Source organism: Burkholderia sp. MSMB2157WGS, from assembly GCF_001532755.1.
GTDB lineage: Bacteria > Pseudomonadota > Gammaproteobacteria > Burkholderiales > Burkholderiaceae > Burkholderia.
On the sequence record NZ_LPJG01000010.1, the window covers coordinates 200,967 to 226,454 of the forward strand.

The 25,488-nt window shown below is 69.6% G+C and carries 22 protein-coding genes; 9 read left to right on the plus strand and 13 right to left on the minus strand.

What is annotated here, in order from left to right; translation table 11 throughout:
- The first annotated feature begins 126 nt into the window (after window positions 1–126).
- From dalD to WT53_RS04565, 3 genes are all read left to right on the plus strand, one after another.
- On the plus strand, window positions 127–1,521 hold the full coding sequence (gene dalD / locus WT53_RS04555; protein WP_060258628.1) for a D-arabinitol 4-dehydrogenase: 1,395 nt from the start codon (window positions 127–129) through the stop codon (window positions 1,519–1,521).
- A gap of 105 nt (window positions 1,522–1,626) precedes the next feature.
- A complete protein-coding gene (gene xylB / locus WT53_RS04560) occupies window positions 1,627–3,108 on the plus strand; it encodes a xylulokinase (protein WP_034208248.1) in 1,482 nt (493 codons plus the stop codon).
- Between the two features lie 121 nt (window positions 3,109–3,229).
- Complete coding sequence (locus WT53_RS04565; protein WP_034208249.1) at window positions 3,230–4,186, plus strand: sugar-binding transcriptional regulator; 957 nt, start codon at window positions 3,230–3,232, stop codon at window positions 4,184–4,186.
- Window positions 4,187–4,208: 22 nt separating this feature from the next.
- On the opposite strand, the gene WT53_RS04570 is transcribed toward WT53_RS04565, so the two are convergent.
- Together WT53_RS04570 and WT53_RS04575 are read right to left on the minus strand one after the other, a co-directional pair.
- On the minus strand, window positions 4,209–5,432 hold the full coding sequence (locus tag WT53_RS04570; protein WP_060258632.1) for an MFS transporter: 1,224 nt from the start codon (window positions 5,430–5,432) through the stop codon (window positions 4,209–4,211).
- Window positions 5,429–6,625 carry a serine hydrolase gene (locus WT53_RS04575; protein WP_034208250.1) on the minus strand — a complete coding sequence of 399 codons (1,197 nt, stop codon included), beginning with the start codon at window positions 6,623–6,625 and terminating at the stop codon, window positions 5,429–5,431. Before WT53_RS04575 ends, WT53_RS04570 begins: the two co-directional genes overlap by 4 nt.
- Before the next feature lie 113 nt (window positions 6,626–6,738).
- Here WT53_RS04575 and WT53_RS04580 point away from each other — a divergent pair, with 113 nt between their 5' ends.
- Complete coding sequence (locus tag WT53_RS04580; protein ID WP_034208251.1) at window positions 6,739–7,623, plus strand: LysR family transcriptional regulator; 885 nt, start codon at window positions 6,739–6,741, stop codon at window positions 7,621–7,623.
- A 17-nt stretch (window positions 7,624–7,640) separates the two neighbouring features.
- On the opposite strand, the gene WT53_RS04585 is transcribed toward WT53_RS04580, so the two are convergent.
- The 8 genes from WT53_RS04585 to WT53_RS04620 all read right to left on the minus strand — a co-directional run bounded on the left by WT53_RS04585 (window position 7,641) and on the right by WT53_RS04620 (window position 15,960).
- Entirely contained in the window at window positions 7,641–8,750 is a 1,110-nt protein-coding gene (locus WT53_RS04585; protein WP_034208252.1) for an ABC transporter ATP-binding protein, read from the minus strand.
- A 55-nt stretch (window positions 8,751–8,805) separates the two neighbouring features.
- Window positions 8,806–9,504, minus strand: coding sequence for an HAD family phosphatase (locus WT53_RS04590; protein ID WP_034208253.1), 699 nt, complete (start codon window positions 9,502–9,504; stop codon window positions 8,806–8,808).
- Window positions 9,501–10,352, minus strand: a complete 852-nt coding sequence (locus WT53_RS04595; protein ID WP_034208254.1) for a carbohydrate ABC transporter permease — start codon at window positions 10,350–10,352, stop codon at window positions 9,501–9,503. The genes WT53_RS04590 and WT53_RS04595 overlap by 4 nt, the downstream gene beginning before the upstream one ends.
- Entirely contained in the window at window positions 10,349–11,296 is a 948-nt protein-coding gene (locus tag WT53_RS04600) for a carbohydrate ABC transporter permease (RefSeq protein ID WP_034208255.1), read from the minus strand. Before WT53_RS04600 ends, WT53_RS04595 begins: the two co-directional genes overlap by 4 nt.
- Before the next feature lie 114 nt (window positions 11,297–11,410).
- Window positions 11,411–12,736: a sugar ABC transporter substrate-binding protein gene (locus WT53_RS04605; RefSeq protein WP_034208256.1), complete on the minus strand. Its 1,326-nt coding sequence runs from the start codon at window positions 12,734–12,736 to the stop codon at window positions 11,411–11,413.
- 72 nt (window positions 12,737–12,808) lie between these two features.
- Entirely contained in the window at window positions 12,809–14,167 is a 1,359-nt protein-coding gene (locus tag WT53_RS04610; RefSeq protein WP_034208257.1) for a D-tagatose-bisphosphate aldolase, class II, non-catalytic subunit, read from the minus strand.
- Window positions 14,155–15,111, minus strand: coding sequence for a sugar kinase (locus WT53_RS04615; RefSeq protein ID WP_034208258.1), 957 nt, complete (start codon window positions 15,109–15,111; stop codon window positions 14,155–14,157). The genes WT53_RS04610 and WT53_RS04615 overlap by 13 nt, the downstream gene beginning before the upstream one ends.
- Before the next feature lie 72 nt (window positions 15,112–15,183).
- Window positions 15,184–15,960: an L-iditol 2-dehydrogenase gene (locus WT53_RS04620; RefSeq protein WP_034208259.1), complete on the minus strand. Its 777-nt coding sequence runs from the start codon at window positions 15,958–15,960 to the stop codon at window positions 15,184–15,186.
- Window positions 15,961–16,302: 342 nt separating this feature from the next.
- On the opposite strand from WT53_RS04620, the gene WT53_RS04625 reads away from it, so the two are divergent.
- Genes WT53_RS04625 through WT53_RS04640 form a run of 4 tightly spaced genes read left to right on the plus strand, consistent with a single transcriptional unit; the run spans window position 16,303 to window position 19,402 of the window.
- On the plus strand, window positions 16,303–16,764 hold the full coding sequence (locus WT53_RS04625) for a Fur family transcriptional regulator (protein ID WP_027785279.1): 462 nt from the start codon (window positions 16,303–16,305) through the stop codon (window positions 16,762–16,764).
- A gap of 46 nt (window positions 16,765–16,810) precedes the next feature.
- Window positions 16,811–17,722 carry a metal ABC transporter solute-binding protein gene (locus tag WT53_RS04630; protein ID WP_060258637.1) on the plus strand — a complete coding sequence of 304 codons (912 nt, stop codon included), beginning with the start codon at window positions 16,811–16,813 and terminating at the stop codon, window positions 17,720–17,722.
- Between the two features lie 17 nt (window positions 17,723–17,739).
- Window positions 17,740–18,627 carry an ABC transporter ATP-binding protein gene (locus tag WT53_RS04635; protein ID WP_060258641.1) on the plus strand — a complete coding sequence of 296 codons (888 nt, stop codon included), beginning with the start codon at window positions 17,740–17,742 and terminating at the stop codon, window positions 18,625–18,627.
- Window positions 18,620–19,402, plus strand: a complete 783-nt coding sequence (locus WT53_RS04640; RefSeq protein ID WP_034208755.1) for a metal ABC transporter permease — start codon at window positions 18,620–18,622, stop codon at window positions 19,400–19,402. The genes WT53_RS04635 and WT53_RS04640 overlap by 8 nt, the downstream gene beginning before the upstream one ends.
- A 109-nt stretch (window positions 19,403–19,511) precedes the next feature.
- Here the strand turns inward: WT53_RS04640 and fghA are convergent, their stop codons facing one another.
- From fghA to WT53_RS04655, 3 genes are all read right to left on the minus strand, one after another.
- Window positions 19,512–20,360, minus strand: coding sequence for an S-formylglutathione hydrolase (fghA, locus tag WT53_RS04645; protein ID WP_060258644.1), 849 nt, complete (start codon window positions 20,358–20,360; stop codon window positions 19,512–19,514).
- A 16-nt stretch (window positions 20,361–20,376) separates the two neighbouring features.
- Entirely contained in the window at window positions 20,377–21,483 is a 1,107-nt protein-coding gene (locus tag WT53_RS04650) for an S-(hydroxymethyl)glutathione dehydrogenase/class III alcohol dehydrogenase (RefSeq protein WP_034208263.1), read from the minus strand.
- A gap of 216 nt (window positions 21,484–21,699) precedes the next feature.
- Entirely contained in the window at window positions 21,700–23,151 is a 1,452-nt protein-coding gene (locus WT53_RS04655) for a xylulokinase (RefSeq protein WP_060258647.1), read from the minus strand.
- Between the two features lie 439 nt (window positions 23,152–23,590).
- Here WT53_RS04655 and WT53_RS04660 point away from each other — a divergent pair, with 439 nt between their 5' ends.
- Window positions 23,591–24,967: a nucleobase:cation symporter-2 family protein gene (locus tag WT53_RS04660; protein WP_034208265.1), complete on the plus strand. Its 1,377-nt coding sequence runs from the start codon at window positions 23,591–23,593 to the stop codon at window positions 24,965–24,967.
- Window positions 24,968–25,488 lie beyond the last annotated feature (521 nt).

Consider the following 25,488-nt stretch of genomic DNA (forward strand, 5'->3'; position numbering starts at 1 on the left):
GCAGCGCACCATCGAAATGCCGTGTCCCAGCCTTGACTTTCGTTCGCCCGAATACGATCATTCGCTCACACAAAGAGCAAATGATCGCATTCGACAGGATAGACAGGCAGGAACAGGAGACACCGGATGAGCGACTCGCCCTCCGCCCGCGCGCCCGTGCTGCTGCACATCGGCGCGGGCTCGTTTCACCGCGCGCACCAGGCGTGGTATCTGCATCGCGTGAACGCGGCCGTGCCGGCCGACGAACGCTGGTCGCTGACCGTCGGCAACATCCGCGACGACATGCGCGCGACGATGGATGCGCTCGCTGCGCAACATGGCGCGTACACGCTCGAAACCGTCACGCCGCAAGGCGAACGCGCCTACGAGACGATCCGTTCGATCACGCGCGTGCTGCCGTGGTCGATCGATCTCGCCGCGCTGATCGACGCCGGCGCCGATCCGGCGTGCCGGATCGTGTCGTTCACCGTCACCGAAGGCGGCTACTACCTCGACGAACACGACCGGCTCGACCTCGCGAACGCCGATCTTGGCGCCGACCTGCAGGGCGCGCGCACGACGCTGTACGGTGCGCTCGCGGCGCTGCTCGCCGAACGCGTGCGGCGCGGCGCCGGCCCGCTCACGCTGCAAAGCTGCGACAACCTGCGCAACAACGGCGCCCGCTTTCGCGCGGGGATGCGCGAATTCCTCGAACGGCGCGGCGAAACGGACCTCATCGCGTGGTTCGATGCGAACGTCGCGACGCCCAGCGCGATGGTCGACCGCATCACGCCGCGTCCGACCGCCGACGTGCGCGAGCGCGCGCGCGCGGCCACCGGCGTCGACGACGCGTGCCCGGTGATGGGCGAATCGTTCATCCAGTGGGTGATCGAGGACCGCTTCGCGGCCGGCCGGCCGCGCTGGGAGCTGGCCGGCGCGGAACTCGTCGACGACGTCCATCCGTACGAGGAAGCGAAGATCCGCATCCTCAACGCGACGCACAGCTGCATCGCATGGGCCGGCACGCTCGCGGGCCATGCGTATATCCACGAAGGCACGCACGACGCGGCGATCCGCCGCTTCGCGCACGACTACGTGACGCAGGACGTGATCCCGTGCCTCACGCCGAGCCCGCTCGATCTCGCGCGCTACCGCGACGTCGTGCTCGAGCGCTTCGGCAACCCGTACGTGCTCGACACGAACCAGCGCGTCGCGGCCGACGGCTTCTCGAAGATCCCCGGCTTCATCGCGCCGACGCTCGTCGAATCGTTCGCGCGCGGCGCCGCGCCGGTCGCCACCGCCGTGCTGCCCGCGCTGTTCCTGCGCTTTCTCGAGCGCTGGGCGCGCGGCACGCTGCCGTATGCGTACCAGGACGGCGTGATGGACGACAGCGTCGCGCGTGCGATCGTCGACGCCGACGACCCGGTCGTCGCGCTGTGCGCCAACCGCGCGCTTTGGGGGTCGCTGGCCGGCAACGCGGCGCTGCTCGACGCGTTGCGCACCGGGCTCGCGCGCGTCGACGCATGGCTCGCGGCGCGCTGACCACGCGCGTGCCGGCGCCCGGCCGCGCAGCCGGGCGAACCCGCTTGGCACATGCCGTGCGGCACGGCTAAAGTAGCGGCTCCTCTCTGACGGAACGGATCGCTCATGTATCTCGGCATCGACCTCGGCACCTCGGAAGTGAAGGTGCTGCTGCTCGCCCCGGACGGCGCGGTCGTCGGCACCGCCGGCTCGCCGTTCACGGTGTCGCGGCCGCATCCGCGCTGGGCCGAACAGCATCCGGACGACTGGTGGCGAGGCACGCTCGCGGCGCTCGCGACGCTGCGCGAGCGGCATCCCCACGCGTTCGCGCAGGTGCGCGGCATCGGCCTGTCGGGGCAGATGCACGGCGCGGTGCTGCTCGGCCGCGACGATCGCGTGCTGCGCCCGGCGATCCTGTGGAACGACATGCGCAGCGCCGACGAATGCGCGCTGCTCACCGAGCGCGCGCCCGATCTCCACGCGCTGGCCGGCAACCTCGCGATGCCCGGCTTCACCGCGCCGAAACTGCTGTGGGTCGCCAGGCACGAACCCGACGTGTTCGCGGCAACCGCGTGCGTGCTGATGCCGAAGGACTACCTGCGATTCCGGCTGACCGGTGCGAAAGTGTCGGACCCGTCGGACGCGGCCGGCACGCTGTGGCTCGACGTTGCCCGTCGCGACTGGTCCGATGCGCTGCTCGCCGCGTGCGGGATGACGCGCGCGCAGATGCCGCGCATCGTCGAGGGCAACGCGCCGTCCGGCACGCTGCGTGCGGACGTCGCGCGCGAGCTCGGGCTGTCGGAGGCCGTCCCGGTCGCGGGCGGCGGCGGCGACAACGCGACGAGCGCGCTCGGCATCGGTGCGATCCACGCGGGCGACGGCTTCGTGTCGCTCGGCACGTCCGGCGTGCTGAGCGTGGTCGGCGACCGCTTCATGCCGAATCCCGCGTCGGCCGTGCATGCGTTCTGCCATGCGATTCCCGATCGCTGGCAACTGATGAGCGTCGTGCTGTCGGCCGCGAGCTGCCTGCGCTGGGTCTGCAAGCTGACCGGCACCGACGAGCCCGCGCTGCTCGCCGAAGTCGCGGCGCTCGACGCCGACGCGCTCGCCGCGGCGCCGCTGTTCCTGCCCTACCTGTCGGGCGAACGCACGCCGCACAACGATCCGTACGCGCAGGGCGTGTTCTTCGGGATGACCCACGCGACCGAGCGCGCGCACCTCGGCTATGCGGTGCTCGAAGGCGTGACGCTCGGCCTCTCCGACGGCCTCGACGCGCTGCATGCGGCCGGCGTCGAAACCGACCGGTTGTCGCTGATCGGCGGCGGCGCGCGCAGCGCGTTCTGGGCGCAACTGATCGCGGACGCGCTGAACGTGCGCACGCGCCAGATCGGCGGCGGCGAAACGGGCGCGGCGCTCGGCGCGGCACGGCTCGGCTGGCTGGCCGTCGGCGGCGATCCGCAAACGGTGCTGACCAAGCCGCCGGTGCGCGCCGAATACGAACCCGACGCCGCCCGCCATGCGCGGCTGCGCGAACGCCTCGATGCGTTCCGCGCGCTGTACCGTCACGTGCGGCCGCTGTACGAACCGTCGCGCGCACGGCTCGCGTAGGCGCCGCGCTCGCGCGGCCGGCCGCCGGCCGTGCGCGCGACATGCGGTACAGTGGATGCCGTCATGCGGCCCGCCGGCCGGTCCGCGGGGCGGCCCCCCAGATCCGAACCGAATCGCTATCGTGTCCAAGTCCTCAGAAAAACTCGATCTCGCCACGCGCGCCGCATGGCTCTATTACGTCGCGGGCGACACGCAGAACGAAATCGCCGAAAAGCTGCAGGTGTCGCGCCCCGTCGCGCAGCGCCTCGTCGCGTTCGCGGTCGAGAAGAACCTGATCCGCGTGCGTGTCGACCATCGGCTCGCCGACTGTCTCGATCTCGGCGCGCAGCTGTCGAAACGCTACGGCCTCGCGATGTGCGAAGTCGTACCCGTCGACGCCGATGCGCCCGACGCGATCGACCGCAAGCTCGCGGTCGCCGGCGCGCAGGTGATGGAGCGCTACCTGAACGAAACGCGGCCGATGGTGATCGCGGTCAGCAGCGGCCGGACGCTGAAGGCCGCGGTCGCGCAGATCGCGCAGATCGACCGCCCGCAGCACCGGCTCGTGTCGATGGTCGGCGCGATCGCGGCCGACGGCTCGTCGAACCGCTACGACGTCGCGCAGTACATCTCCGAGAAAACCGGCAGCAAGCATTTCCTGCTGCCCGCGCCGCTGTTCGCCGACAGCGACGCCGAGCGCGCGCAGTGGTGCAATCACCGGCTGTACCGGATCGTCGAGGCGCTGTCGGGCGAAGCCGACGTCGCGTTCGTCGGGATCGGCAACATCGGTCCGCACTGCCCGCTCTACGAAGACGGCTTCATCACCGAACAGGAGCGCGACGAGATGACCGCGCTCGGCGCGGTGGCCGAACTGCTCGGCGTGCCGATCGACGCGCAGGGCACGCAGATCACCGTGTCGACGAGCGCGCGGGTGACGAGCGTCGCGCTCGCCACGCCGCCGAAGCGGCCGACGATCGCGTTCGCCGGCGGCCCGAAGAAACACGACGCGGTGATTGCCGCGCTGCGCGGCGGCTGGCTGTCGGGGCTCGTCACCGACGAAACCTGCGCGCGCGCCGCGCTCGCCGCGAAGGCGGCCTGACGCTGCCGTCGCACGCGCCGGCTCAGGCCGCGCGCGACGCAGGAAACGCATGCCGGCGTGCGCGCCACGCGCCGACCCACGCCAGCGCCAGCAGCGCGACGAGCACCCACGGAATCGCGCCGGCGCCCGTCGCGCCGAGCAGCATCCCGCCCGCGATGCCGCCGCCGGCGATCGCCAGATTCCACACCGTCACGAGCATCGACTGCGCGACGTCGGCCGATTCGCCCGCCGCGTTCGCGGTGGCCGTCTGGAACAGCGTCGGCGCGCCGCCGAACGCGAGCCCCCACAGCACGACGCCCGCATAGACGGTCGTCATCCCGTAACCGGCGCCGAGCATCGCCGCTGCCAGCGCGAACAGCGCGATACTCGCGAGCGTGAGGCGTCGCTGCGCGGCGCCGATCCACGCGCCCGTCAGCGCGATGCCGACGAGCGACGCGACGCCGAACACGAACAGCACCACGTCGACCTGCGCCCCCATCCGCACGCCCGCGAGGAACGGTGCGACGTACGTGTACAGCATGTTGTGCGCGAGCACGTACGCAAACATCACCGTCAGCACCGGGCGCACGCCGGGCAGCGTCATCACGCCGAGCACCGGCTCGCGCGCGCCGGCCTGCTGGCCCGGATAGTCGGGTACGCGCATGCGGATCCAGCCGATCAGCGCGAGCGCCGCGGCCGAAATACCGGCGAACGCGAGGCGCCAGCCGAACGTCGCGCCGAGCGCGGTGCCGGCCGGAATGCCGATCGACATCGCCGCCGGTATGCCGAGCATCGCGACCGCGATCGCGCGGCCGCGCAGCGACGGCTCGACCATCCGGCTCGCATAGCCGGCCAGCAGCGCCCACAGCAGCCCGGCCGACATCCCCGCGACGAACCGCGCCGCAAGCGTGAGCGCGTAATACGGCGACGCGGCCGTCAGCGCGTTCGACACGACGAAACCGGCCAGCGCGGCGAGCAGCAGGCGGCGCCGGCGCATCGCGCGCGTCGCGGCGACGAGCGGAATCGCCGCGACGATCGAGCCGAGCGCGTAGGCGGTCACCAATTGGCCGATCAGCGCCTCGGTCACGCGCAGGTCGGCGCTCATCGGCGGCAGCAGGCCGGCCGGCAACGCTTCGGTGAGCACCGTGATGAAGCCGGCGGTGGCCAGCGCGAGCAGGTTCGCGACGGGCAGGCGTGCACGGGCCGGCGTGGACGGATCTGCCGCGCGATCGACGGCGCGCTCGGAGACGGATACGCACTCGCTCATTGCGCACTCCGATCGTCGACGCCATACACCGCATCGCGCACGTCGGTGACGATGCGCCCGTGCATCCCTTCGTACAACGTATTGGTCAGCGCCACCACCGTCAGCCCGGCCGCCCGGTCGACGAACCACGCATGCCCGTACGCGCCGCCCCAGCGCCACGTGCCGACCGATTCCGGCGATTGCGCGGCCGCCGGGTCATGCAGCACGGAACAGCCGAGTCCGAAGCCGAACCCCGGCGCGTCCGGCAGGTCGTGCGCGCCCGGCTGAACCCGCGACATCTCGTCGATCCAGCGGCGCGCGAGCCAACCGTCGCGCCCGGTGCGCAACGTATCGAGCAGCGTCATGCAGTCGCCCGCCGTAGCGATCATCCCTGCGCCGCCCGACGGCCACGCGGCCGCATCGAACGCGCGCGCCGGTGCGAAACGGATGCCGACCGTACCCTCGTACACCGGGACGAGATCGTCGTCGGTCATCCGGCGCGGTACGCCGGGCGTACTGACGTAAGGCGTCGCGAGGCGCGCCGCGTCACGCGTGAAAAACGCCGTGTCGGTCATCCCGAGCGGCGTCGTCACGAGCGCCGCCACGGCGTCGGCGAGCGGTCGGCCGTCGACCGCCTCGATCAGCGCACCGACCACGTCGGTCGCGAGCGAGTAGTGCCACGACGTGCCGGGCGCGAACCGCAGCGGCACGCCGGCGATGCGCCGCACGTTCTCCGCGAGCGACGGTCCGGCGCCGTCCATGCCGTCGGACACGCCCGCGCGCGCATACGGCCCGTCGGCGTCCGCTTCGAGAAAGCGATAGCCGAGCCCGGCCGTGTGCGACAGCAGATGGCGCAGCGTGATGTCGGCAGGCGTGCCGTCCGCGAGCGTCGGCGCGAACGCGGGCAGCCAGCGCGCGACCGGCTCGTCGAGGCCGATCTTCGATGCCGCGACCAGCCGCATCGCGGCGGCCGTCACGATCGGCTTGGATACCGACGCGAGTCGGAACAGCGTGTCCTCGCGCATCGGCGTGCCGGCTTCGCGGTCGGCCAGCCCGGCCGCGCGTGCATAACGCAATTCGCCGTCGCGCGCGACCAGCACGACCGCGCCGACCACGCGCGCGTCGGCCAGCGCGCGATCGAGCACGGCGTCGAGCCGCGCGCGCAGCGCGGCGTCCGGTTCCCTGCGGTGCGTGGTGACAGGCAGTGACGACATGGCGTGACCTCGAACAGTGAAGGAACGCCCATCGTAAGGAGCCGGCGCCGGAAGAAAAACCGGGTTAGAGTTCCGGACACTCCGGACATCGATGTCCGTAATCGAGGCCCTGCATGGAAAATCTTGGCGGTTTCGTCGTGTTCGTCCAGGTCGCGGAAACGCGCAGCTTCGTCGCGGCCGGCCGCGCGCTCGGATTGTCGGCGTCGGCGGTCGGCAAGCGCATCGCGCGCCTCGAGGCGCGCCTGAACGTGCGGCTCTTTCACCGCAGCACGCGCAGCATCACGCTGACGGCCGAAGGCGCGCGCTTTCTCGAACGGTGCCGGCGCGTGATCGCCGAAATCGATGCGGCCGAGCGGGAATTGACGCAGAGCGTCGAGGCGCCGCGCGGGCGGCTGCGCGTGAGCCTGCCGACGATCGGCACGCTGCTGCTGCCGGTGCTCGCCGATTTCATGGCCGCGTATCCGGAGATCGAGCTCGACATCGATTTCAGCGACCGGATCGTCGACGTGATCGACGAAGGCTTCGACGTGGTCCTGCGCACCGGCCGTCCGACCGATTCGCGACTGTCGTCGCGGTTGCTCGGCCACTTCCGCCAGCACCTGGTCGCGTCGCCCGACTATCTCGACCGGCACGGCACGCCGCGCACGCCGGCCGATCTCGCGCAGCACCGCTGCCTGCATTACCGCTTCCCGAGCAGCGGCAAGCTCGAGATCTGGCCGCTGCGCGCGCCGCGCGCCGGCACGCCGCCGGAAGTACCCGTCTCGATGGTCAGCAACAATGCCGAGACGCGCCTGTGCTTCGCGCTGCGCGGGCTCGGCATCGCATGCCTGCCCGAGTTCTTCGTACGCGACACGCTCGCCGACGGCAGGCTGCGCGCGGTGCTCGACGACCACGTCGCGAGCCGTACGCCGTTCTACGTGCTGTGGCCGTCAGGCCGCCATCCGATGCCCAAGCAGCGCGCGTTCGTCGATTACATGGCCGAGCATTTGCGGCTGTAACCGGCGCGCAGCAGCGGTCAAGCCGCCTTCGCGTGCGCGCTCAGCCGCCGGAACGCCTGCCCGTGCTCGTCGAACAGATGGCAGTGCTCGGGCAGCGCATGCACGCGCAGCGCCTCGCCGGTGCGATACGTGTCGAGCGGCGGAATTCGCGCGATCAGCCCGTCCGGCGCGACGGCCGACTCCGCATACAGATACGCGGCGTCGCCGAGCGATTCGACGGCCATCGTCCGCGCGGCGACGCCGGCCGCCGCCGCATCGACCAGCAGGTGCTCGGGCCGCACGCCGACGGTCACGGCCGCACCGCGCTGCAGCCCGGCCGCGTCGACCGCGACACGCTGCGTCTCGCCGCTGTCGAACCGCACGAGCACGCCGGTCGCATCGGCCGATTCGACCGTGCCCTTCAGGAAGTTCATCTTCGGCGAGCCGATGAAGCCCGCGACGAACTGGTTCGCCGGCGCGTGATACAGCGTGTTCGGCGTGCCGACCTGCTGCACCGCGCCGCCCGACAGCACGACGATCTTGTCGGCGAGCGTCATCGCCTCGACCTGGTCGTGCGTCACGTAGATCATCGTCGTCTTCAGCTCGTCGTGCAGCCGCGCGAATTCCAGCCGCATCTTCACGCGCAGCGCGGCGTCGAGGTTCGACAGCGGTTCGTCGAACAGGAACACCTTCGGCTTGCGCGTGATCGCGCGGCCGATCGCGACGCGCTGCCGCTGGCCGCCGGACAGTTGCTTCGGCTTGCGGTCAAGCAGATGATCGATGTGCAGGATCTTCGCGGCCTGCTTCACGGCCTGGTCGATCTCGGGCTTCTTCGCGCCCGCGAGCTTGAGGCCGAACGCCATGTTGTCGTACAGCGTCATGTGCGGATACAGCGCATACGACTGGAACACCATCGCGATGCCGCGCTTCGCGCTCGGCACGTCGTTGACCTTCGCGCCGTCGATCAGCAGGTCGCCGCTCGAAATGTCTTCGAGGCCGGCGATCATCCGCATCAGCGTGGATTTGCCGCAGCCGCTCGGCCCGACGAATACGACGAATTCGCCGTCGGCGATGTCGAGGTTCACGTTGCGCAGCACTTCGGTGTCGTCGTAGCGCTTCGCGATGTTGCGCAGGAGCACGCTTGCCATGATCTGTCTCCGTTCGTTCGTGATGCGTCGCCTGGCCGGCGGCGCGTGATCGTTGCTAGTTCGGCAGCACCGCGCCCGTCGCCTGCCAACGCGCGACGTAGCCGGGCAGCTCGTGCATGTCGTCGAATACGTGACGCGCGCCGATACCGCGCAGCGCGTCGATCTGCGCGGCCGATGCGTGCCCGCCGCCGACGAAGCCGAGCACGGTCATGCCGGCCGCGGCCGCCGCGGTGATGCCCGTCGCGCTGTCCTCGACGACGAGGCAGTTCGCGGGCGCCACGCCGAGCGTGCGCGCGGCCGCCAGATACACGTCCGGCGCCGGCTTCGGCCGCGCGACCGAATCCGCGCAGAACAGCCGGTCGCCGAAAAAGCGCGCGAGGCCGGTGCGCGCGAGCGCCGCTTCGACGTATGCGCGATAGCTGTTGCTCGCGCAGGCGGTCGTCAGCTCGATCGCCGCGAGTGCCGCATCGATGCCGTCGACCATCGGCGCGTTGACGGCGGCCGCCTCGACCGCGCGGCGGATCGCGTCGACGTCGGTGGCCGACAGCGCGCGCCCCACCGCGTCGCTCGCGCCCGCCAGCACGCGCTCGATGCGCAACCCGAGCAGCGGCATCACGGCCGGCCGCGCATCGACGCCCGGCCAGCGCGCGTCGAGCTCGCGCACGATCACGTCGGCGGCCACGGCCTCGCTGTCGATCAGCACGCCGTCGCAATCGCAGATCAGCACGTTCGTTCCTGCACTCGCACCGCTCATTTGACCGCCCCGAACGTGAGCCCCCGCACGAGCTGCTTCTGCGACAGCCAGCCGACGATCAGGATCGGCGCAACCGCAAGCAGCGAAGCGGCGGACAGCTTCGCCCAGAACAGCCCTTCGGGGCTCGAGTACGACGCGATGAACACGGTCAGCGGCGCGGCGTTCGAGCTCGACAGGTTGATGCTCCAGAACGCCTCGTTCCACGACAGGATCACGAGCAGCAGCGCGGTGGACGCGAGCCCCGGCAGCGCCATCGGCATCAGCAGGTAGACGATCTCCTGCCACGTCGACGCGCCGTCGATGCGCCCGGCTTCGAGGATGTCCTTCGGGATCTCGTTGAAGTACGTGAAGGTCATCCATACCGCGATCGGCAGGTTGATCAGCGTGTAGACGATCACGAGCCCCGACACCGTGTCGAGCAGCCCGGAGTTCTTCCACAGCAGGTAGATCGGCACCAGCACGCCGACCGACGGCATCATCTTGGTCGACAGCATCCACAGCAGCACCTTCTGCGTGCGATGGTTCGGGAAGAACGCCATCGCGTACGCGGCCGGCACCGCGAACAGCAGCGAGATCACCGTGACGCCGGCCGAGATCAGCACCGAATTCCATGCGAACGCGAAGTAGTTGCTACGCGCGAACACCTCGCGGAAGCTGTCGAGCGTCGGCATGAACAACAGCGTCGACGCATACGCCTGCTGCTCGGTCTTGAACGCGGTGATCGCCATCCAGAAGATCGGGAAGAACAGCAGCAGCGCGATCAGCCATGCGAGCGTGCCGGGCAGCGCGCGCCGCACGAGGTCGAACACGGCCGGCGTGCGCCGGCCTTCGAAGGTCAGGTCGCTCATTTCTCGTACTCCCCCTTCAGGTTGCGCGCGAGCATCCGCACGAGGAAGAACGACACGACGTTCGCGACCACGACGGCGATGATGCCGCCCGCGGACGCGAGGCCGACGTCGAACTGCTGCAGGCCGAGCGCATAGATCAGGTAAGACAGGTTGGTCGTCGCGTCGCCGGGGCCGCCGCCCGTCGTCGTATAGATCTCCGCGAAGATCGACAGCAGGAAGATCGTCTCCATCATCACGACCACGGCGATCGCGCGCTTCAGGTGCGGCAGCGTGATGTAGAAGAACATCGCGACCGGACCGGCGCCGTCGATGCGCGCGGCTTCCTTCTGTTCCTGGTCGAGCGACTGGATCGCGGTGAACAGGATCAGGAACGCGAACGGCAGCCATTGCCACGCGACGATGATGATCACCGCGGTCAACGGGTAGTCGGCGAACCAGTCGATCGGCGTCATCCCGAGCGCGCGCATCGCGTTCGCGACGAGCCCGTACACCGGATGCAGGATCATGTTCTTCCAGATCAGCGCGGACACCGTCGGCATCACGAAGAACGGCGCGATCGCGAGCAGGCGCGCGATGCCCTGCCCGTAGAACTTGCGGTCGAACAGCACGGCCATCAGCACGCCGCCGACCACGGTGATCGCGAGCACCGCGCCGATCAGCACGAGCGTGTGCCAGATCGCGGGCAGGAACGACGGATCGGTCGCGAGGAAACGGTAGTTGTCGAGCCCGGCGAAGCCCTTCACGTCCGGGTTCAGCAGGTTGTAGCGCGAGAACGAATACCAGATCGTCATCGCGAGCGGAATCGACATCCACAGCAGCAGCACCGCGACGGACGGCGACACGAGCCAGCTTGCGCCGCCGCGCGCGCGGCGCGGCGCACCGGGCGGCGACGACGCGTCGCCGACCGACGGCGCGTGACTCAGGGGAAGACGCAGGTGACGCATGATCGGAGTCCCTCCGGTTGATGCGCGGGCGCGAACGGCCTGCCCGCCTGTCGGCTGCGCCGGCTCGCGCCGTGCGCCATGGCGCACGATGCGAGCCGCGCGACGGCTTGCGCGTTACTTCTTGTAGCCGGCCTGCCGCACCGCGCGGTCGGCGGCAGCCTGCCCGGCGGCGAGCGCCTGGTCGACCGACATCTGGCCCGCGACCGCGCCCGCGATCGACTGGCCGACCACCGTGCCGAACGACTGGAATTCAGGAATCCCGACGTACTGCACGCCCGTGTACGGCACCTTCTTCAGCGACGGATCGTTCGGGTCGGCCGTCTCGATCGCCTTCAGCACGAAATCCGAGAACGGCGCGGCGGCCTTGTACTCGGCGCGCTGATACGTCGACGCGCGCGTGCCCGGCGGCACCGAGGCCCAGCCCTCGTCCTTGCCGACCATCTCGATGTACTGCTTGGACGTCGCCCACGCGATGAACTTGCGCGCGGCGTCCTGCTGCTTCGACGTCTTCGGCACGGCCAGCGCCCACGCCCACAGCCAGTGCGAGCCCTTCGGCGTGACGGCGACCGGCGCGGCCGCGAAGCCGATCTTGTCGGCCACCTGCGACTGCTGCTTGTTGTAGAGCATCCCGGCCGCGACCGTCGCGTCGATCCACATCGCGCACTTGCCGGACGCGGTCAGCGTCAGGTTCTCGTTGAAGCCGTTCGAGCTCGCGCCCGGCGGGCCGTTCTTCTTCAGCAGGTTCACGTAGAAATTGATCGCCTTCTTCCATTCGGGCGACGTCAGCTGCGCGTTCCAGTTCTCGTCGAACCAGCGCCCGCCGAACGTGTTCACGACCGTCGACACGTACGCCATGTTCTCGCCCCAGCCGGCCTTGCCGCGCAGGCAGATCCCGTAGGTGCCCTTCGACTTGTCGGTGAGCTTGTCCGCGAATTCGGCGATCTGGTCGTAGGTCGGCTGGTCGGGCATCTTCAGCCCCTTCGCCGCGAACAGGTCCTTGCGGTAGAACGTCATCGAGCTTTCCACGTAGAACGGCAGCGCGTAGAGCTGGCCGTTGTACGACAGGCTGTCGCGCGCGGTCTTCACGATGTCGTTCAGGTCGTAGTCGGCCGGCAGCCCCGTGATCGGCGCGAGCCAGCCGCGCTTGCCCCACTGCGGCGTTTCATAGGTGCCGATCGCCATCACGTCGAACTGGCCGCTGCCGGTCGTGATGTCGGTGGTCGCGCGCTGGCGCAGCACGTTCTCCTCGAGGATCACCCAGTTCAGCTTGATGTCGGGGTTCGCCTTCTCGAACGCCGGCGACAGCTTCTTCAACTCGATCATGTCGGGGTTGTTCAGCGTCGCGATCGTCAGCGTGCCGGCGGACGCCGCGCAGGCCGCCGTCGCGAGCGCGGCTCCGGCGAAACAGCGTGCGGCGGCGTCGAGCATCTTTCGTTGCATGGCATGTCTCCTGGGATTGTTCGAAATGTCGTCGGTCTTGCGTCGGTGTTGCATCGTTTCCTTCGCGGCCCGTCATGCCGGCCGCTGCATCCCGCACGCGCGCGCATAGTGCGCGATCACGTCGCGTATCCGGTGGCGCACCCATGCGCGCGGTTCCTTCGCGAGGCCGCCCGCACGGCACGCCGCGTACACGTCCGGCAGCCATTGCGCGACGAGCGTCTCCGGCACCGGCTGCCGCGCGAGGTTGTCGAACAGTTGCTCGACCGCGGCCGCGACGGCCGGCTGCAGCCAGTAATAGCGGATGCGGTCGCTGTAGCTGAACTGGCGCGCGAGCCGCTGCGCGGTCTCGTCGCCGCGGTAGTACGGCGCCCAGTGCTCGGGCTGCGCGCGCATCGCCGCATCGACGACGTCGCGCAACCGCGAGCGCTGCGCGACGTCGTCGATCAGCGCGTCCTCGATGAACGTCAGCGCGAACAGCGCCTCGCGCAGCGCGAACGTCAGCGCGGGGCCGACCTTCAGCACCGCGAAGTGGTCGCGCACCAGCGCGGCGAGCGAGGCCTCGGTCTGGTAATCGGTCGAATGCGCTTCGAACACGAGGCGCGGCGTCTGCAGGATACTCGCGCCCAATGACGCGGCCTTGGCGCCGTCGTAGTCGAGCACGTGGCGATCGTCGAAGTCGACGCCCGGCTGCGCGACGACGGCGACGACGCGCGTCCACGCGTCGTCGAGCCCGGCCACCGAGAATGCACGGCGATGCGCGTCGAGCGTCGCCGCGATGCTGTCGCTGCGCGTGACCGCGATCCGCGCGATCGCGGCGCCGTCCGCATCGCCGTCGCCGGCCACTTCGCCGCCCGGCGTCGGCACCTCGGTGCCGATCACGTAGACGGGCGCGATCCCGGCGCGCGCCGCCGCGTCTTCCGCGACGCGGCACAGCTCGGCCGCGCGCGCGGCGATCGTGCGATCGTCGAGCCGCGCCGGGTCGTCCGCGCACGCCATGCTCGCATCGAGATGGATCTTTTCGAACCCGGCTTCGACATACGCGGCGACCATCGCACCGGCCTCGCGCATCGCGTCGGCCGCGCGGCGATGCCGCCAGGGGTTCGGGCCGAGATGATCGCCGCCGAGCACGAGCGCCGACGGCGCGAGCCCGCAGCGCGCGGCGATCGCATCGACGTCGCGGCGAAAATCGGCCGGCGTCATGCCCGTGTAGCCGCCGAGATGGTTCACTTGATTGCAGGTCGCCTCGATCAGCAGCGGCGAGCCGTCGGTGCGCGCGGTTTCGCACGCGGCCTCCAGCACGAGCCGGTGCGCGCTGCAGATCGAATAGATGCCGCGCTGCGCGTCGGCGCGGTTCGCGTCGAAGATCATCCGCAGCACGGTGTCCGCGTGCGCGGTGCGCGTGCGTTCGGCAACGGTCGTCAGGCCGGACATGCGATACCTCGTTCGGTCAGGAAACGGTCGATCTCGGTCGCGCTGCTGTTGCCTTCCATCGGGCCGCGCCGCGTGACCGCGATCGCGCCCGCCGCGTTCGCGCGGCGCAACGCGACATCGATCGGCAGGCCCGCGACGAGGCTCGCGACCAGCGTGCCGCCGAAGCAGTCGCCGGCGCCGGTCGGATCGAGCTCGTCGACGGGATAAGCCTGCGCGTCGATGCGGCTCGCACGGTCGAACGCGACACTGCCGGCTGCGCCGCATTTGAGCACGACGCGCTCGAGCAGCGGATGCGTCGCGAGCAGGCCCGCGATCGCGCGCTCGGCCGGCTGCGGCCCGCAGAAGAACGGCAAATCGGCTTCGCTCGGCAGGAACAGGTGGCACGCGGCGAGCATCTCGTCGAGCGCCGCGCGCATCGGCCGGAAACTCAGCATCTCGGGCCGCACGTTCGGATCGAACGACACCTTCGCGCCGGCGCGCGCGGCCTCGATCACGCCGCGCTGCACCGCCGCGATCGCCGATTCGCTCGTCAGCGACGAGCCCATCACGTGGAAATAGCGGCAGCCGTCGAACATCGCGGTGTCGACGTCGGACGCATCGACGCACGCGGCCGCGCTGGTCGACAACGTGAAGACGAAACTGCGCGAGCCGTCGTCGCGATACGCGACGAACGCGGTGCCGGTCGGACGGGCGACGCGGCGGATGCGCGCGACGTCGACGCCGTCGCGTGAGAGCCGCGCGACGATCGCGTCGCCGAACGCGTCGCGCCCGACGCAGCCCGCATACGCGACGCGCGCGCCGAGCCGCGCGGCCTGATCGGCGAAGATCGCCGGCGCGCCGCTCGGGAACGGTCCGGCGAACAGGCCCGGCGTATCGAAGCCCTGGCCGCGCTCGGCGGCGACGAATTCGGCCAGCAGCTCGCCGGCGACGACGATCTCGGCCATCAGGCGTGTCCTCGTGCGGCGGCGGCCGCGTGCAGCGAAGCCGCCGGGGTTGCGCGTGCGAGCGGCGGCATGTCAGCTCATCCAGTTGCCGCCGTCGACGTTCAACGTCTGGGCGGTGATGTAGTCGGCGTCGGCCGACGCGAGGAACAGCGCAGCGCCCGTCAGGTCGCCCGGCACGCCCATGCGGCCGAGCGGCACGGCTTCGCCCACGAGCCGCTTCTTCTCGCCGAGCGGCCGGTTCTCGTAACGCGCGAACAGCGCATCGACCTGCTCCCACATCGGCGTGTCGACGACGCCCGGCGCGATGCCGTTCACGTTGATCCGGTGCGGCGCGAGCGCGAGCGCGGCCGACTGCGTATAGCTGATCACCGCGGCCTTGGTCGCGCAGTAGTGCGACACGAGCGCCTCGCCGCGACGGCCGGCCTGCGACGACATGTTGACGATCTTGCCGCCGCGCCCCTGCTCGACCATCCGCTGCGCGACGGCCTGCATCAGGAAGAACAGCCCTTTCACGTTGACCGAGAACAGCCGGTCGAACACGTCCCACGATTCGTCGAGGATCGGGCGCATGTCGAACAGCGCCGCGTTGTTGAACAGGATGTCGACGCCGCCGAAGCGCTCGACCGCCGTTGCGACGATCCGCGCGATGTCGTCGCGGCGCGTGACGTCGGCCGTGACGGCCACCGCGCGGCCGGGGCTGGCCTCGATCAGCCGTGCGAGCGAGCCGCTCGCAGGCTTCAGGTCCACCAGCACGCAGCGCGCGCCCTCGTCCAGATAGCGTTGCGCGACCGCCTCGCCGATGCCGCTTGCGGCGCCCGTCAGGATCGCGACCTTGTCTGCCAGTCTCACTGGTTGTCTCCGGTTCGTTCTGTTGCACGACGGTCGCGAGGTGAGCGAACGCTCGCAGACCGATCAATTGCTCTGTTGGTGATCGAATGATCGGATACGCGATACGCGCTGTCAAGACGACGCGACGGCTTTCTATGACGCGCTGCGGCACGGCCGCGCACGGCGATGCCCCGCCGCGCCCGCACGGCAAGGCGCGGAGGCGCACGGTGCGGCGCAGTGGCGTTGACGGTGAAGGGGACGCAGCAAGGGCGGGGAGCAAGGGCGTCGAACGGAATTCGCGCTGCATGGCGCGGCGATACGTTATATCATCGCTGTACTTTGTTTCAGCGCCTGCTTCACGCCATGGCTACCTCATCGTCCATTGACGCCCGGCTGTCCCGGGCCGACGCATTCGCCGCCGAGCACGGGCTCGCGTGGACGCCGCTGCGCCGCCAGGTCTACGAACGCGTGCTGGCCGCGCAGCGCCCGATCGGCGCGTACGACCTGCTCGCGGAACTCGAACCGCAGCGCGGCCGCGTGCCGCCGACGACCGTCTATCGCGCACTGGATTTCCTCGTCGAGCACGGCTTCATCCACCGGATCGAATCGAAGAACGCGTTCTTCGCCTGCTGCGAGATCGGCGTGCCGCACGAAGGCCAGTTCCTGATCTGCGATGCGTGCGGCGACACCGTCGAGATTCCCGGCGGCGACCTCGCGAAGCAGTTGTCCGCGAGCGGGCCCGCGCACGGTTTCGAAGTCCACCACCAAGTCGTCGAGCTGAGCGGCCTGTGCGGGCACTGCAAGCGCAAGCCCGCGCAGCGCTGACGCCGACTCGCGCGGCGCACGCGCCGCCCTTCCAACGAGGAGTTCCATGTCCATTGCCCTGAAGCGCGCGCCGCGGCGCGCCCTGTCGCCTGTCCGCTGGCTGGCCGCCGCCGTCGCCGCGCTGTCGTTCGCCGCGCCCGTGCTTGCGCAGGCCGCGACCGTCAACGTCGTCGCCGCCGAGAATTTCTACGGCGACGTCGCCTCGCAGATCGGCGGCCGCCACGTCGCGGTCACGAGCATCCTCAGCAATCCCGACCAGGATCCGCACCTGTTCGAAGCGAGCCCGAAGACCGCCCGCGCGCTCCAGCACGCGCAGGTCGTGATCTACAACGGCGCAAACTACGATCCGTGGATGGCCAAGCTGCTCGGCGCGTCGAAGCAGGCGAAGCGCGCGACGATCGTCGTCGCCGATCTCGTCGGCAAGAAGGCCGGCGACAACCCGCACCTGTGGTACGACCCGGCGACGATGCCCGTGGCCGCACGCGCGATCGCGGCCGAGCTCGGCCGTGCCGACCCGGCGAACAAGGCCGAGTACGACGCGAACCTGCAGAAGTTCGTCGCGTCGCTGAAGCCCGTCGACGACAAGGTCGCCGCGCTGCGCGCGAAGTACAAGGGCGTGCCCGTGACGGCCACCGAACCCGTGTTCGGCTACATGTCGGACGCGATCGGCCTCGACATGCGCAACCAGCGCTTCCAGCTCGCGACGATGAACGACACCGAGGCGAGCGCGCAGGACGTCGCCGCGTTCGAGGGCGACCTGCGCAAGAAGCAGGTGCGCGTGCTGATCTACAACAGCCAGGCCGAAGAACCGATGACCAAGCGCATGCTGAAAATCGCGCGCGACGGCGGCGTGCCGACCGTCAGCGTCACCGAGACGCAGCCGGCCGGCAAGACCTTTCAGCAATGGATGGCCGGCCAGCTCGACGCGCTCGGCAACGCGCTGTCGGCCGGCAAGTAACGGACGACCGTAACGACATGACCGTCACTCCCCACGCCCTCGCCGTCGATCGCGTCACGCTCGAACTGGGCGGCCGCACGATCCTGCGCGACGTGAGTTTCTCGATCGAGCCCGGCGAATTCGTCGGCGTGCTCGGGCCGAACGGTGCGGGCAAGACGACGCTGATGCGCGCGGTGCTCGGCCTCATTCCCGTGTCGACCGGCACGCTGTCGGTCGGCGGCGTGCCGGTCGTGCGCGGCAACGCGTCGATCGGCTACATGCCGCAGATCAGGAGCGGCCTCGCGAATCGACGGATGCGCGGCTACGACTTCGTCGCGATGGCCGCCGACGGCCACCGCTGGGGCCTGCCGCACACGAACGCGGCCACGCGCCGCGACGTCGATCGCGTGCTCGACCTCGTCGGCGGACCGTCGCTCGCGCGCCGGCCGCTGTCCGAACTGTCCGGCGGCGAACGGCAGCGGCTGCTGCTCGCGCAATGCCTGCTCGGCAACCCGAAGCTGCTGCTGCTCGACGAGCCGCTGATCAGCCTCGATCCGAACCACCAGCGCGGCGTCGTCGAACTCGTGCGCAACGTGCAGCGCGAGCTCGGCATCACCGTGCTGTTCTCCGCGCACGAACTGAATCCGCTGCTGAACGCGCTCGACCGCGTGCTGTATCTCGGCAACGGCGTCGCGGCGCTCGGCACCGTCGACGAGGTGATCACGAAGCCCGTGCTGTCGCGGCTCTACGGATCGCCGATCGACGTGATGCGCGTGAACGGCAAGATCTTCGTGATGTCGGGCGACGTCGAGATCGAGAAGCACGATCACGAACACGAGGACGACGATCATTCGCACGGCGGTGGCGGCGGCCACGGCCATCATCACCATGGACACGCCCATCCCGGGCATTCGCACGATGTTTGAATACGACTTCATGATCAACGCCTTCGCGGCGTCGGGAATCGTCGCGGTGCTCGCGGGCATCGTCGGCTATTTCCTGGTGCTGCGCGGGCAGACCTTCGCCGGCCACGCGCTGTCGCACGTCGGCTTCACCGGCGCGACGGGCGCGGTGCTGCTCGGCCTCTCGCCGATCTGGGGGATGGTCGGCTTCACGCTCGCGGCCGGGATCGGCATGGGCGCGCTCGGCGAACGGCTCGCGGGCCGCGACGTCGCGATTGGCGTGATCCTGTCCGGCGCGCTCGGCTTCGGCCTGCTGTTCCTGCACTTCTACACGTCGTTCGCGACGCAGGTCACCGCGCTGCTGTTCGGCAACGTGCTCGCGGTCAGCCGCGACACGCTCGCGGTGCTCGCCGGCATCGGCGCGGTGAGCCTCGCCGCGCTCGCGCTGATCGCGCGGCCGCTGTTGTTCGCGTCGCTGCAGCCCGAGCTGGCCGAAGCCAAGGGCGTGTCGCTGCGCACGGTGTCGATGCTGTTCCTCGCGGTGTGCGCGCTCGCGGTGGCGGCGGCGACGCAGATCGTCGGCGTGCTGCTCGTGTTCACGCTGCTGGTGGGGCCGGCGGCGGCCGCGCAGAACGTGTCGACGCGCCTGTCGACGGGCGTGCTGCTCGCCGCGCTGTTCGCGCTGTTCGAAGCGTGGGTCGGCATCGTGCTCGCGTATCACACCGACTGGCCGACGAGCTTCTGGATCACCGCGCTGTCGGCGCTCGTGTACGGCGCGAGCCTGTTGCGGCGCAACTGATCGCGGCGCGGCGCTCGCCGCCCGATGCCAATGAAAACGCCGGCGTGCCCGAGGGCAGCGCCGGCGTTTTTTCATGCGAACCGGATGCGTGACCGGCTTGCGCCGATACTCACCGCGCCAGCACGCGCGCGTGATGCGCGAGGTGATCCGCGATGAACGTCGAGATGAAGTAGTAACCGTGGTCGTAGCCCGGATGGCGGCGCAGCGTCAGCGGCTGGCCGGCCTTCGCGCACGCGGCTTCGAACACGTCGGGGTTCAGCTGGTTCGAGAGGAATTGATCGGCGAGCCCCTGATCGACCAGGATGCCGTTCGCGAACTTCGGTGCATCGGCGCGCGCGACCAGCTCGCTCGCGTCGTGCGCCTTCCACGCTTCGCGATCGGCGCCCAGGTAGCCCGTGAACGCCTTCTCGCCCCACGGGCAGCGCGTCGGCGCGGCGATCGGCGCGAACGCCGACACCGACCGGTACAGGCCCGGATGACGCAACGCGAGCGTCAGCGCCCCGTGGCCGCCCATCGAGTGGCCGAAGATCCCGAGCCGCGCGCCGTCGATCGGCAGCTCGGCCGCGACGAGCTCGCGCAGCTCGCCGGTCACGTACGACTCCATCCGGTAATGCGTCGACCACGGCGCTTCGGTCGCATCGACGTAGAAGCCCGCGCCGACGCCGAAGTCCCACGCATCGGTCTCGCCCGGCACGCCCGCGCCGCGCGGGCTCGTGTCGGGCATCACGAGCGCGATGCCGTGCTGCGCCGCGTACTGCTGCGCGCCGCCCTTGATCGCGAACGTCTCGTCGGTGCTCGTGAGCCCCGCGAGATAGAACAGCGCTGGCACGCGCCCGTGCACAGCCTGCGGCGGCAGATACACCGAGAACTTCATCGGCAGGCCGATGGCCGCCGAATCGTGACGGTAGAAACGCTGCTCGCCGCCGTGGCACGCATGCGAGGAAACGAGTTCGAGCATGGCGGTATGCCCCCGGTCAGTACAGCACGACCGAGCGGATCGACTCGCCGGCCTTCATCAGGTCGAAGCCTTCGTTGATCCGCTCGAGCGGCAGCGTGTGCGTGATCAGGTCGTCGATGTTGATCTTGCCTTCCATGTACCAGTCGACGATCTTCGGCACGTCGGTGCGCCCGCGCGCGCCGCCGAACGCCGAGCCCTTCCATTCGCGGCCCGTCACCAGCTGGAACGGACGCGTGCCGATTTCCTCGCCGGCTGCCGCCACGCCGATGATGAACGACTGGCCCCAACCCTTGTGCGTGCACTCGAGCGCCTGACGCATCAGCTTCACGTTGCCGACGCATTCGAACGAATAGTCGGCGCCGCCGTCGGTCAGCTGCACGATGTGGTCGACGACGTTCTCGACTTCGTTCGGGTTGATGAAGTGCGTCATCCCGAACTTCTTCGCGAGCTCGACGCGCTTCGGGTTGATGTCGACGCCGATGATCTTGTCCGCGCCGACCATCTTCGCGCCCTGGATCACGTTCAGGCCGATCCCGCCGAGGCCGAACACGACGACGTTCGCACCGGCCTCGACCTTCGCCGAGTACACGACCGCGCCGACGCCCGTCGTCACGCCGCAGCCGATGTAGCAGATCTTGTCGAACGGCGCGTCCTCGCGCACCTTTGCGACGGCGATCTCCGGCACGACGATGTAGTTCGAGAACGTCGACGTGCCCATGTAGTGGAACAGCGGCTTGCCGTCGAGCGAGAAGCGCGACGTCGCGTCCGGCATCAGCCCCTTGCCCTGCGTCGCGCGGATCTTCTGGCACAGGTTGGTCTTGCGCGACAGGCAGAACTTGCATTCGCGGCATTCGGGCGTGTAGAGCGGAATCACGTGGTCGCCCTTGCGCACGGTGCCGACGCCGGGGCCGACGTCGACCACGACGCCCGCGCCTTCGTGGCCGAGAATCGCCGGGAAGATCCCTTCCGGATCGGCGCCCGACAGCGTGTAGTAGTCGGTGTGGCAGATGCCCGTCGCCTTCACCTCGATCAGCACTTCGCCGGCGCGCGGCCCTTCGAGATCGACTTCCTCGATCGTCAGCGGCGCACCGGCCTTCCATGCAATCGCGGCTTTCGTTTTCATCGTGTCACTCCTGTGTGTCTGTGAGATCGGCCCGAGCCGGCGTGCCGGCGCCTGCCGGGGTTTCGTGCAAAGCGGTCGAAGCCGTGCCGCGCGTGGCACGGCGCAAGAATCTCGTGCTCGCCATGATGGCTGCTCCCGCCGCGCGTCGCGTGCGAGAAACGGTCGCCGGCTTGCCAGGATGCGTCATCGCTGGCGCAAAAGAACAAGTGCCCGAGTTTAAACGCCCGTCGTGAACCATGCATCCGTGCGCGCGTACAGATCGACGAAGCGCGCGTGGCGTGCAGCCAGCAGGCGGTCGTCATGCGGCGCGGCAACCGGCGACGCGCTCGGCGCCAGCGTGTGCAACGCATCCTCGCGCCAATGCCCGATCGCGACGCCTGCGAGCAGCGCGGCGCCGCGCGTCGCGGCGTTCGGGCAGTCGATCGCCTGCAGCGATGCGCCGAGCGCGTCGGCGAGCAACTGGCGCCAGCGCGGATCGACCGAGCCGCCGCCCGCGAGGCGCAGCGTCGTCACCGCGTCGCCGCGATCGGCGTCGCGGATCGCATCGAGCCCCGCGCGCAACGCGAACGCGACGCCTTCGAATGCGGCGCGCATCATCGCGCCGCGCGTATCGCCGAGCCCGAGGCCGAGCCAGCCGCCGCGCGCATCGGGGTTCATCCACGGCGAGCGCTCGCCGGTCAGGTACGGCAGGAAGCACAGCCGTTCGGACGCCGGCTGCGCGAACGCGTCGTCATACGCATCGGCCCATCGCGCGTAGCCGAGCCAGCCGCGCACGGCTTCGAGCGCGAGCCCGACGTTCTGCATCGCCGCCATCGTGTAATAGCCGCCGCCCGCCGCCGCACGATAGCGATGCAAGCCGCGCCGCGCGGGCGGCAGCGCATCCGCGAGCACGACGATCTGCCCGCCGCTGCCGGTCGTCAGCAGCGCATCGCCTGCCGTGGCCAGCCCGCTGCCGAGCGCCGCGCACGCGGTATCGGCCGCGCCCGTCGCCAACGGCACGCCGGCCGGCAGGCCGAGCGCGGCGGCGGCCTGCGCGCCGAGCACGCCGCCGCGCGCGGTGGACGCACGAACCGGCGCGAAGCGGTCGGCCGGCAGGCCGAGCGCGTCGATCAACGCGATATCCCATGCGCCGTCGGGCGTGGCGAGCGCGGTGGCGCACGCGTCGCTCGGATCTGCCGCCACGTCGCCGCCGAGTGCGATGCGCAGCCAGTCCTTCGGCTGCACGGCCCAGCACGCGGCATGCAGCGCATCGGGTGCGTGCGTCGCCAGCCAGCGCAACAGCGGGCCCGCCATGCCGGGCGCCACGGGGTTCGATGCGACGGACGATCCGGACGCCGGCCAGCCGGCCGCATCCGCCTCGCGCGCCGCGCGCGTGTCGGGCCACAGCAGCGCGGGCCGCACCGGCTGGCCGGCCGCGTCGATCAGCACGACGCCATGCATCTGTCCCGAAAACCCGATCGCCGCCACCTGCGCACGCTCGTCGGCCGGCAGCCGCGCGGCCGCGCGCACGAGCGCCTGCCACCACGTGTCGGGCGCGATTTCCGCCCAGCCGGGCTGCGGCGACGACAACTCATAAGGCTCGCTCGCCACCGCCCGCTCGACGCCGTCGGCATCGAGCGTGACGAGTTTGATGGAGCCGGTGCCGAGGTCGATTCCGAGCAGGCGCATGACGTGAAGGGGAGTCGTATGAACGGATATCGATGATAACGGGATCGCGACGCGCGCCCCGTTTTTGGCCGTCGCTTCGACGCATCGAAAATGCGGTCGAGTCGCGGCGTTCCACCGGGCTGCACCTTGCACGCGAAAGCGGCCGTTCGCGGGTTAACCCGGCGCGATTTCCGCACCCCGCTTTTTGCCACTATGCGGCCGGCCCGATACACACCATAAAGCGACCCATATTTGACATGGGGGCCGGCGCTATTTTGAAGCGCTATAAAACCGGTACACCTCACTCCCGCGGCAGTTTCCCGATGATCGATCCCCTGCTCCATGCCGAAATGGCATATCGAACCAGCAAAGAGCGGAATAGAACCCAGTGCTCTTGTTGCATGGACTCATTCCGAATAACTTCGTATCACCCCGAAAACAAGATCATGGAGTGAGACAGATGCAATCGAACACGGTCCATCCGTGCGATGAGGTGCTGCCGACCGGCAAGCTGGTAACGCTCGGCCTGCAGCACGTCCTCGTCATGTACGCCGGCGCCGTCGCCGTGCCGCTTATCGTCGGCGCGGCGCTCAAGCTGCCGAAAGACCAGATCGCGTTCCTGATCAGCGCCGATCTGTTTTCGTGCGGCATCGCCACGCTGATCCAGACGCTCGGCCTGTGGATCTTCGGCATCCGCCTGCCCGTCATCATGGGCTGCACGTTCGCGGCGGTCGGCCCGATGATCGCGATCGGCACGAACCCCGGCCTCGGCATTCTCGACATCTTCGGCTCGACCATCGCCGCCGGCATCATCGGCATCGTGCTCGCGCCGATGATCGGCAAGCTGTTGCGGTTCTTCCCGCCCGTGGTCGTCGGCACGGTGATCGCCGTGATCGGGCTGTCGCTGATGGAAGTGGGCATCAACTGGGCGGCCGGCGGCGTCGGCAACCCCGAGTACGGCAGCCCGGTCTATCTCGGCCTGTCCCTGCTCGTGCTCACGCTGATTCTGCTGATCAACAAGTTCGGCCGCGGCTTCATCGCGAACATCTCGGTGCTGCTCGGCATCATCGCCGGCTTCGTGATCGCGTTCGCGATCGGCCGCGTGAACACCGACGGCGTGGCGCATGCGCCGTGGGTCGGCTTCGTGATGCCGTTCCACTTCGGCCTGCCGCACTTCGATCCGCTGTCGATCGTGACGATGGTCACGGTGATGTTCGTCACGTTCATCGAATCGACCGGCATGTTCCTCGCGGTCGGCGACATGGTCGATCGCCCGGTCAATCAGGAGCGCCTCGTGCGCGGCCTGCGTGTCGACGGCCTCGGCACGCTGATCGGCGGCATCTTCAACTCGTTCCCGCATACGTCGTTCTCGCAGAACGTCGGCCTGATCGGCGTGACGGGTGTGAAGAGCCGCTTCGTGTGTGCGACGGGCGGCGTGATCCTCGTGCTGCTCGGCCTGTTCCCGAAGATGGCGCAGGTCGTCGCGTCGGTGCCGCCGTTCGTGCTCGGCGGCGCAGGCATCGTGATGTTCGGGATGGTCGCCGCGAACGGCATCAAGGTGCTGTCGAAGGTCGACTTCGTGAACAACTCGCACAACCTGTTCATCGTCGCCGTGAGCGTCGGCATGGGCCTCGTGCCGGTCGTGTCGCCGCACTTCTTCTCGAAGCTGCCGCCGGCGCTCGCGCCGATCCTGCACAGCGGCATCCTGCTCGCATCGGCCACGGCCGTGATCCTGAACATCGTGTTCAACGGCGTGAAAGGCGAAAAGGATGCACGCTGCGAAATTCGGCGCGCCGGACACGACTTCGATGGGCGTCCCGCCGACGCGCACCACTGATCGCGCCGCGCCGGACGACGGCGCGAAGCGGTAACGACGAACGCCACGGCATGCCGTGGCGTTTTTGTTTCGGGGTGCAGGACCGCGCGATGCCGGGCGATCGCACTTCACGCGGGCAGGCGGGTCGCCGGATGCACGATGCGCCATGCCGACTGACGGTGTGATCGGTGTGATCGGTGTGATCGGTGTGATCGGTGTGATCGGTGTGATGGCGCAATCGGTGTGATGGCACGAACGCAATGCGACGCGACGCACGCATCGTCACGACGTCGACGCCATTCTTCCCGCACGATTCGACCGCGCAAAAGAAAACGCCGCGGACTTTCGTCCGCAGCGTTTTCGTTTTCGCATACAGCCACTTCGAAGCGAGGCGCGGCATACCGCGCCCGCCCTTCTCCGTGCTTAGCCGTTCGTCGCCGTTGCCGACGCAGGCGCCGGCGCGGCCGCCTTGTCGTAATCGACCGGCGCATCCGGCGCGCGCGGCGCTTCGCCCGCGCGCTGGATCCAGCCCCCGCCCAGTG

Coding starts and splice junctions, on each gene's coding strand:
- WT53_RS04580 (WP_034208251.1), top strand. CDS start 6,739: ATGGAAAATCTTGGCGGTTTCGTCGTGTTCGTCCAGGTCGCGGAAACG.
- WT53_RS04595 (WP_034208254.1), bottom strand. CDS start 10,352: ATGAGCGACCTGACCTTCGAAGGCCGGCGCACGCCGGCCGTGTTCGAC.
- WT53_RS04625 (WP_027785279.1), top strand. CDS start 16,303: ATGGCTACCTCATCGTCCATTGACGCCCGGCTGTCCCGGGCCGACGCA.
- WT53_RS04655 (WP_060258647.1), bottom strand. CDS start 23,151: ATGCGCCTGCTCGGAATCGACCTCGGCACCGGCTCCATCAAACTCGTC.
- WT53_RS04600 (WP_034208255.1), bottom strand. CDS start 11,296: ATGCGTCACCTGCGTCTTCCCCTGAGTCACGCGCCGTCGGTCGGCGAC.
- WT53_RS04640 (WP_034208755.1), top strand. CDS start 18,620: ATGTTTGAATACGACTTCATGATCAACGCCTTCGCGGCGTCGGGAATC.
- WT53_RS04585 (WP_034208252.1), bottom strand. CDS start 8,750: ATGGCAAGCGTGCTCCTGCGCAACATCGCGAAGCGCTACGACGACACC.
- xylB (WP_034208248.1), top strand. CDS start 1,627: ATGTATCTCGGCATCGACCTCGGCACCTCGGAAGTGAAGGTGCTGCTG.
- WT53_RS04650 (WP_034208263.1), bottom strand. CDS start 21,483: ATGAAAACGAAAGCCGCGATTGCATGGAAGGCCGGTGCGCCGCTGACG.
- WT53_RS04590 (WP_034208253.1), bottom strand. CDS start 9,504: ATGAGCGGTGCGAGTGCAGGAACGAACGTGCTGATCTGCGATTGCGAC.
- WT53_RS04630 (WP_060258637.1), top strand. CDS start 16,811: ATGTCCATTGCCCTGAAGCGCGCGCCGCGGCGCGCCCTGTCGCCTGTC.
- fghA (WP_060258644.1), bottom strand. CDS start 20,360: ATGCTCGAACTCGTTTCCTCGCATGCGTGCCACGGCGGCGAGCAGCGT.
- WT53_RS04570 (WP_060258632.1), bottom strand. CDS start 5,432: ATGAGCGAGTGCGTATCCGTCTCCGAGCGCGCCGTCGATCGCGCGGCA.
- WT53_RS04605 (WP_034208256.1), bottom strand. CDS start 12,736: ATGCAACGAAAGATGCTCGACGCCGCCGCACGCTGTTTCGCCGGAGCC.
- dalD (WP_060258628.1), top strand. CDS start 127: ATGAGCGACTCGCCCTCCGCCCGCGCGCCCGTGCTGCTGCACATCGGC.
- WT53_RS04575 (WP_034208250.1), bottom strand. CDS start 6,625: ATGTCGTCACTGCCTGTCACCACGCACCGCAGGGAACCGGACGCCGCG.
- WT53_RS04615 (WP_034208258.1), bottom strand. CDS start 15,111: ATGGCCGAGATCGTCGTCGCCGGCGAGCTGCTGGCCGAATTCGTCGCC.
- WT53_RS04610 (WP_034208257.1), bottom strand. CDS start 14,167: ATGTCCGGCCTGACGACCGTTGCCGAACGCACGCGCACCGCGCACGCG.
- WT53_RS04635 (WP_060258641.1), top strand. CDS start 17,740: ATGACCGTCACTCCCCACGCCCTCGCCGTCGATCGCGTCACGCTCGAA.
- WT53_RS04660 (WP_034208265.1), top strand. CDS start 23,591: ATGCAATCGAACACGGTCCATCCGTGCGATGAGGTGCTGCCGACCGGC.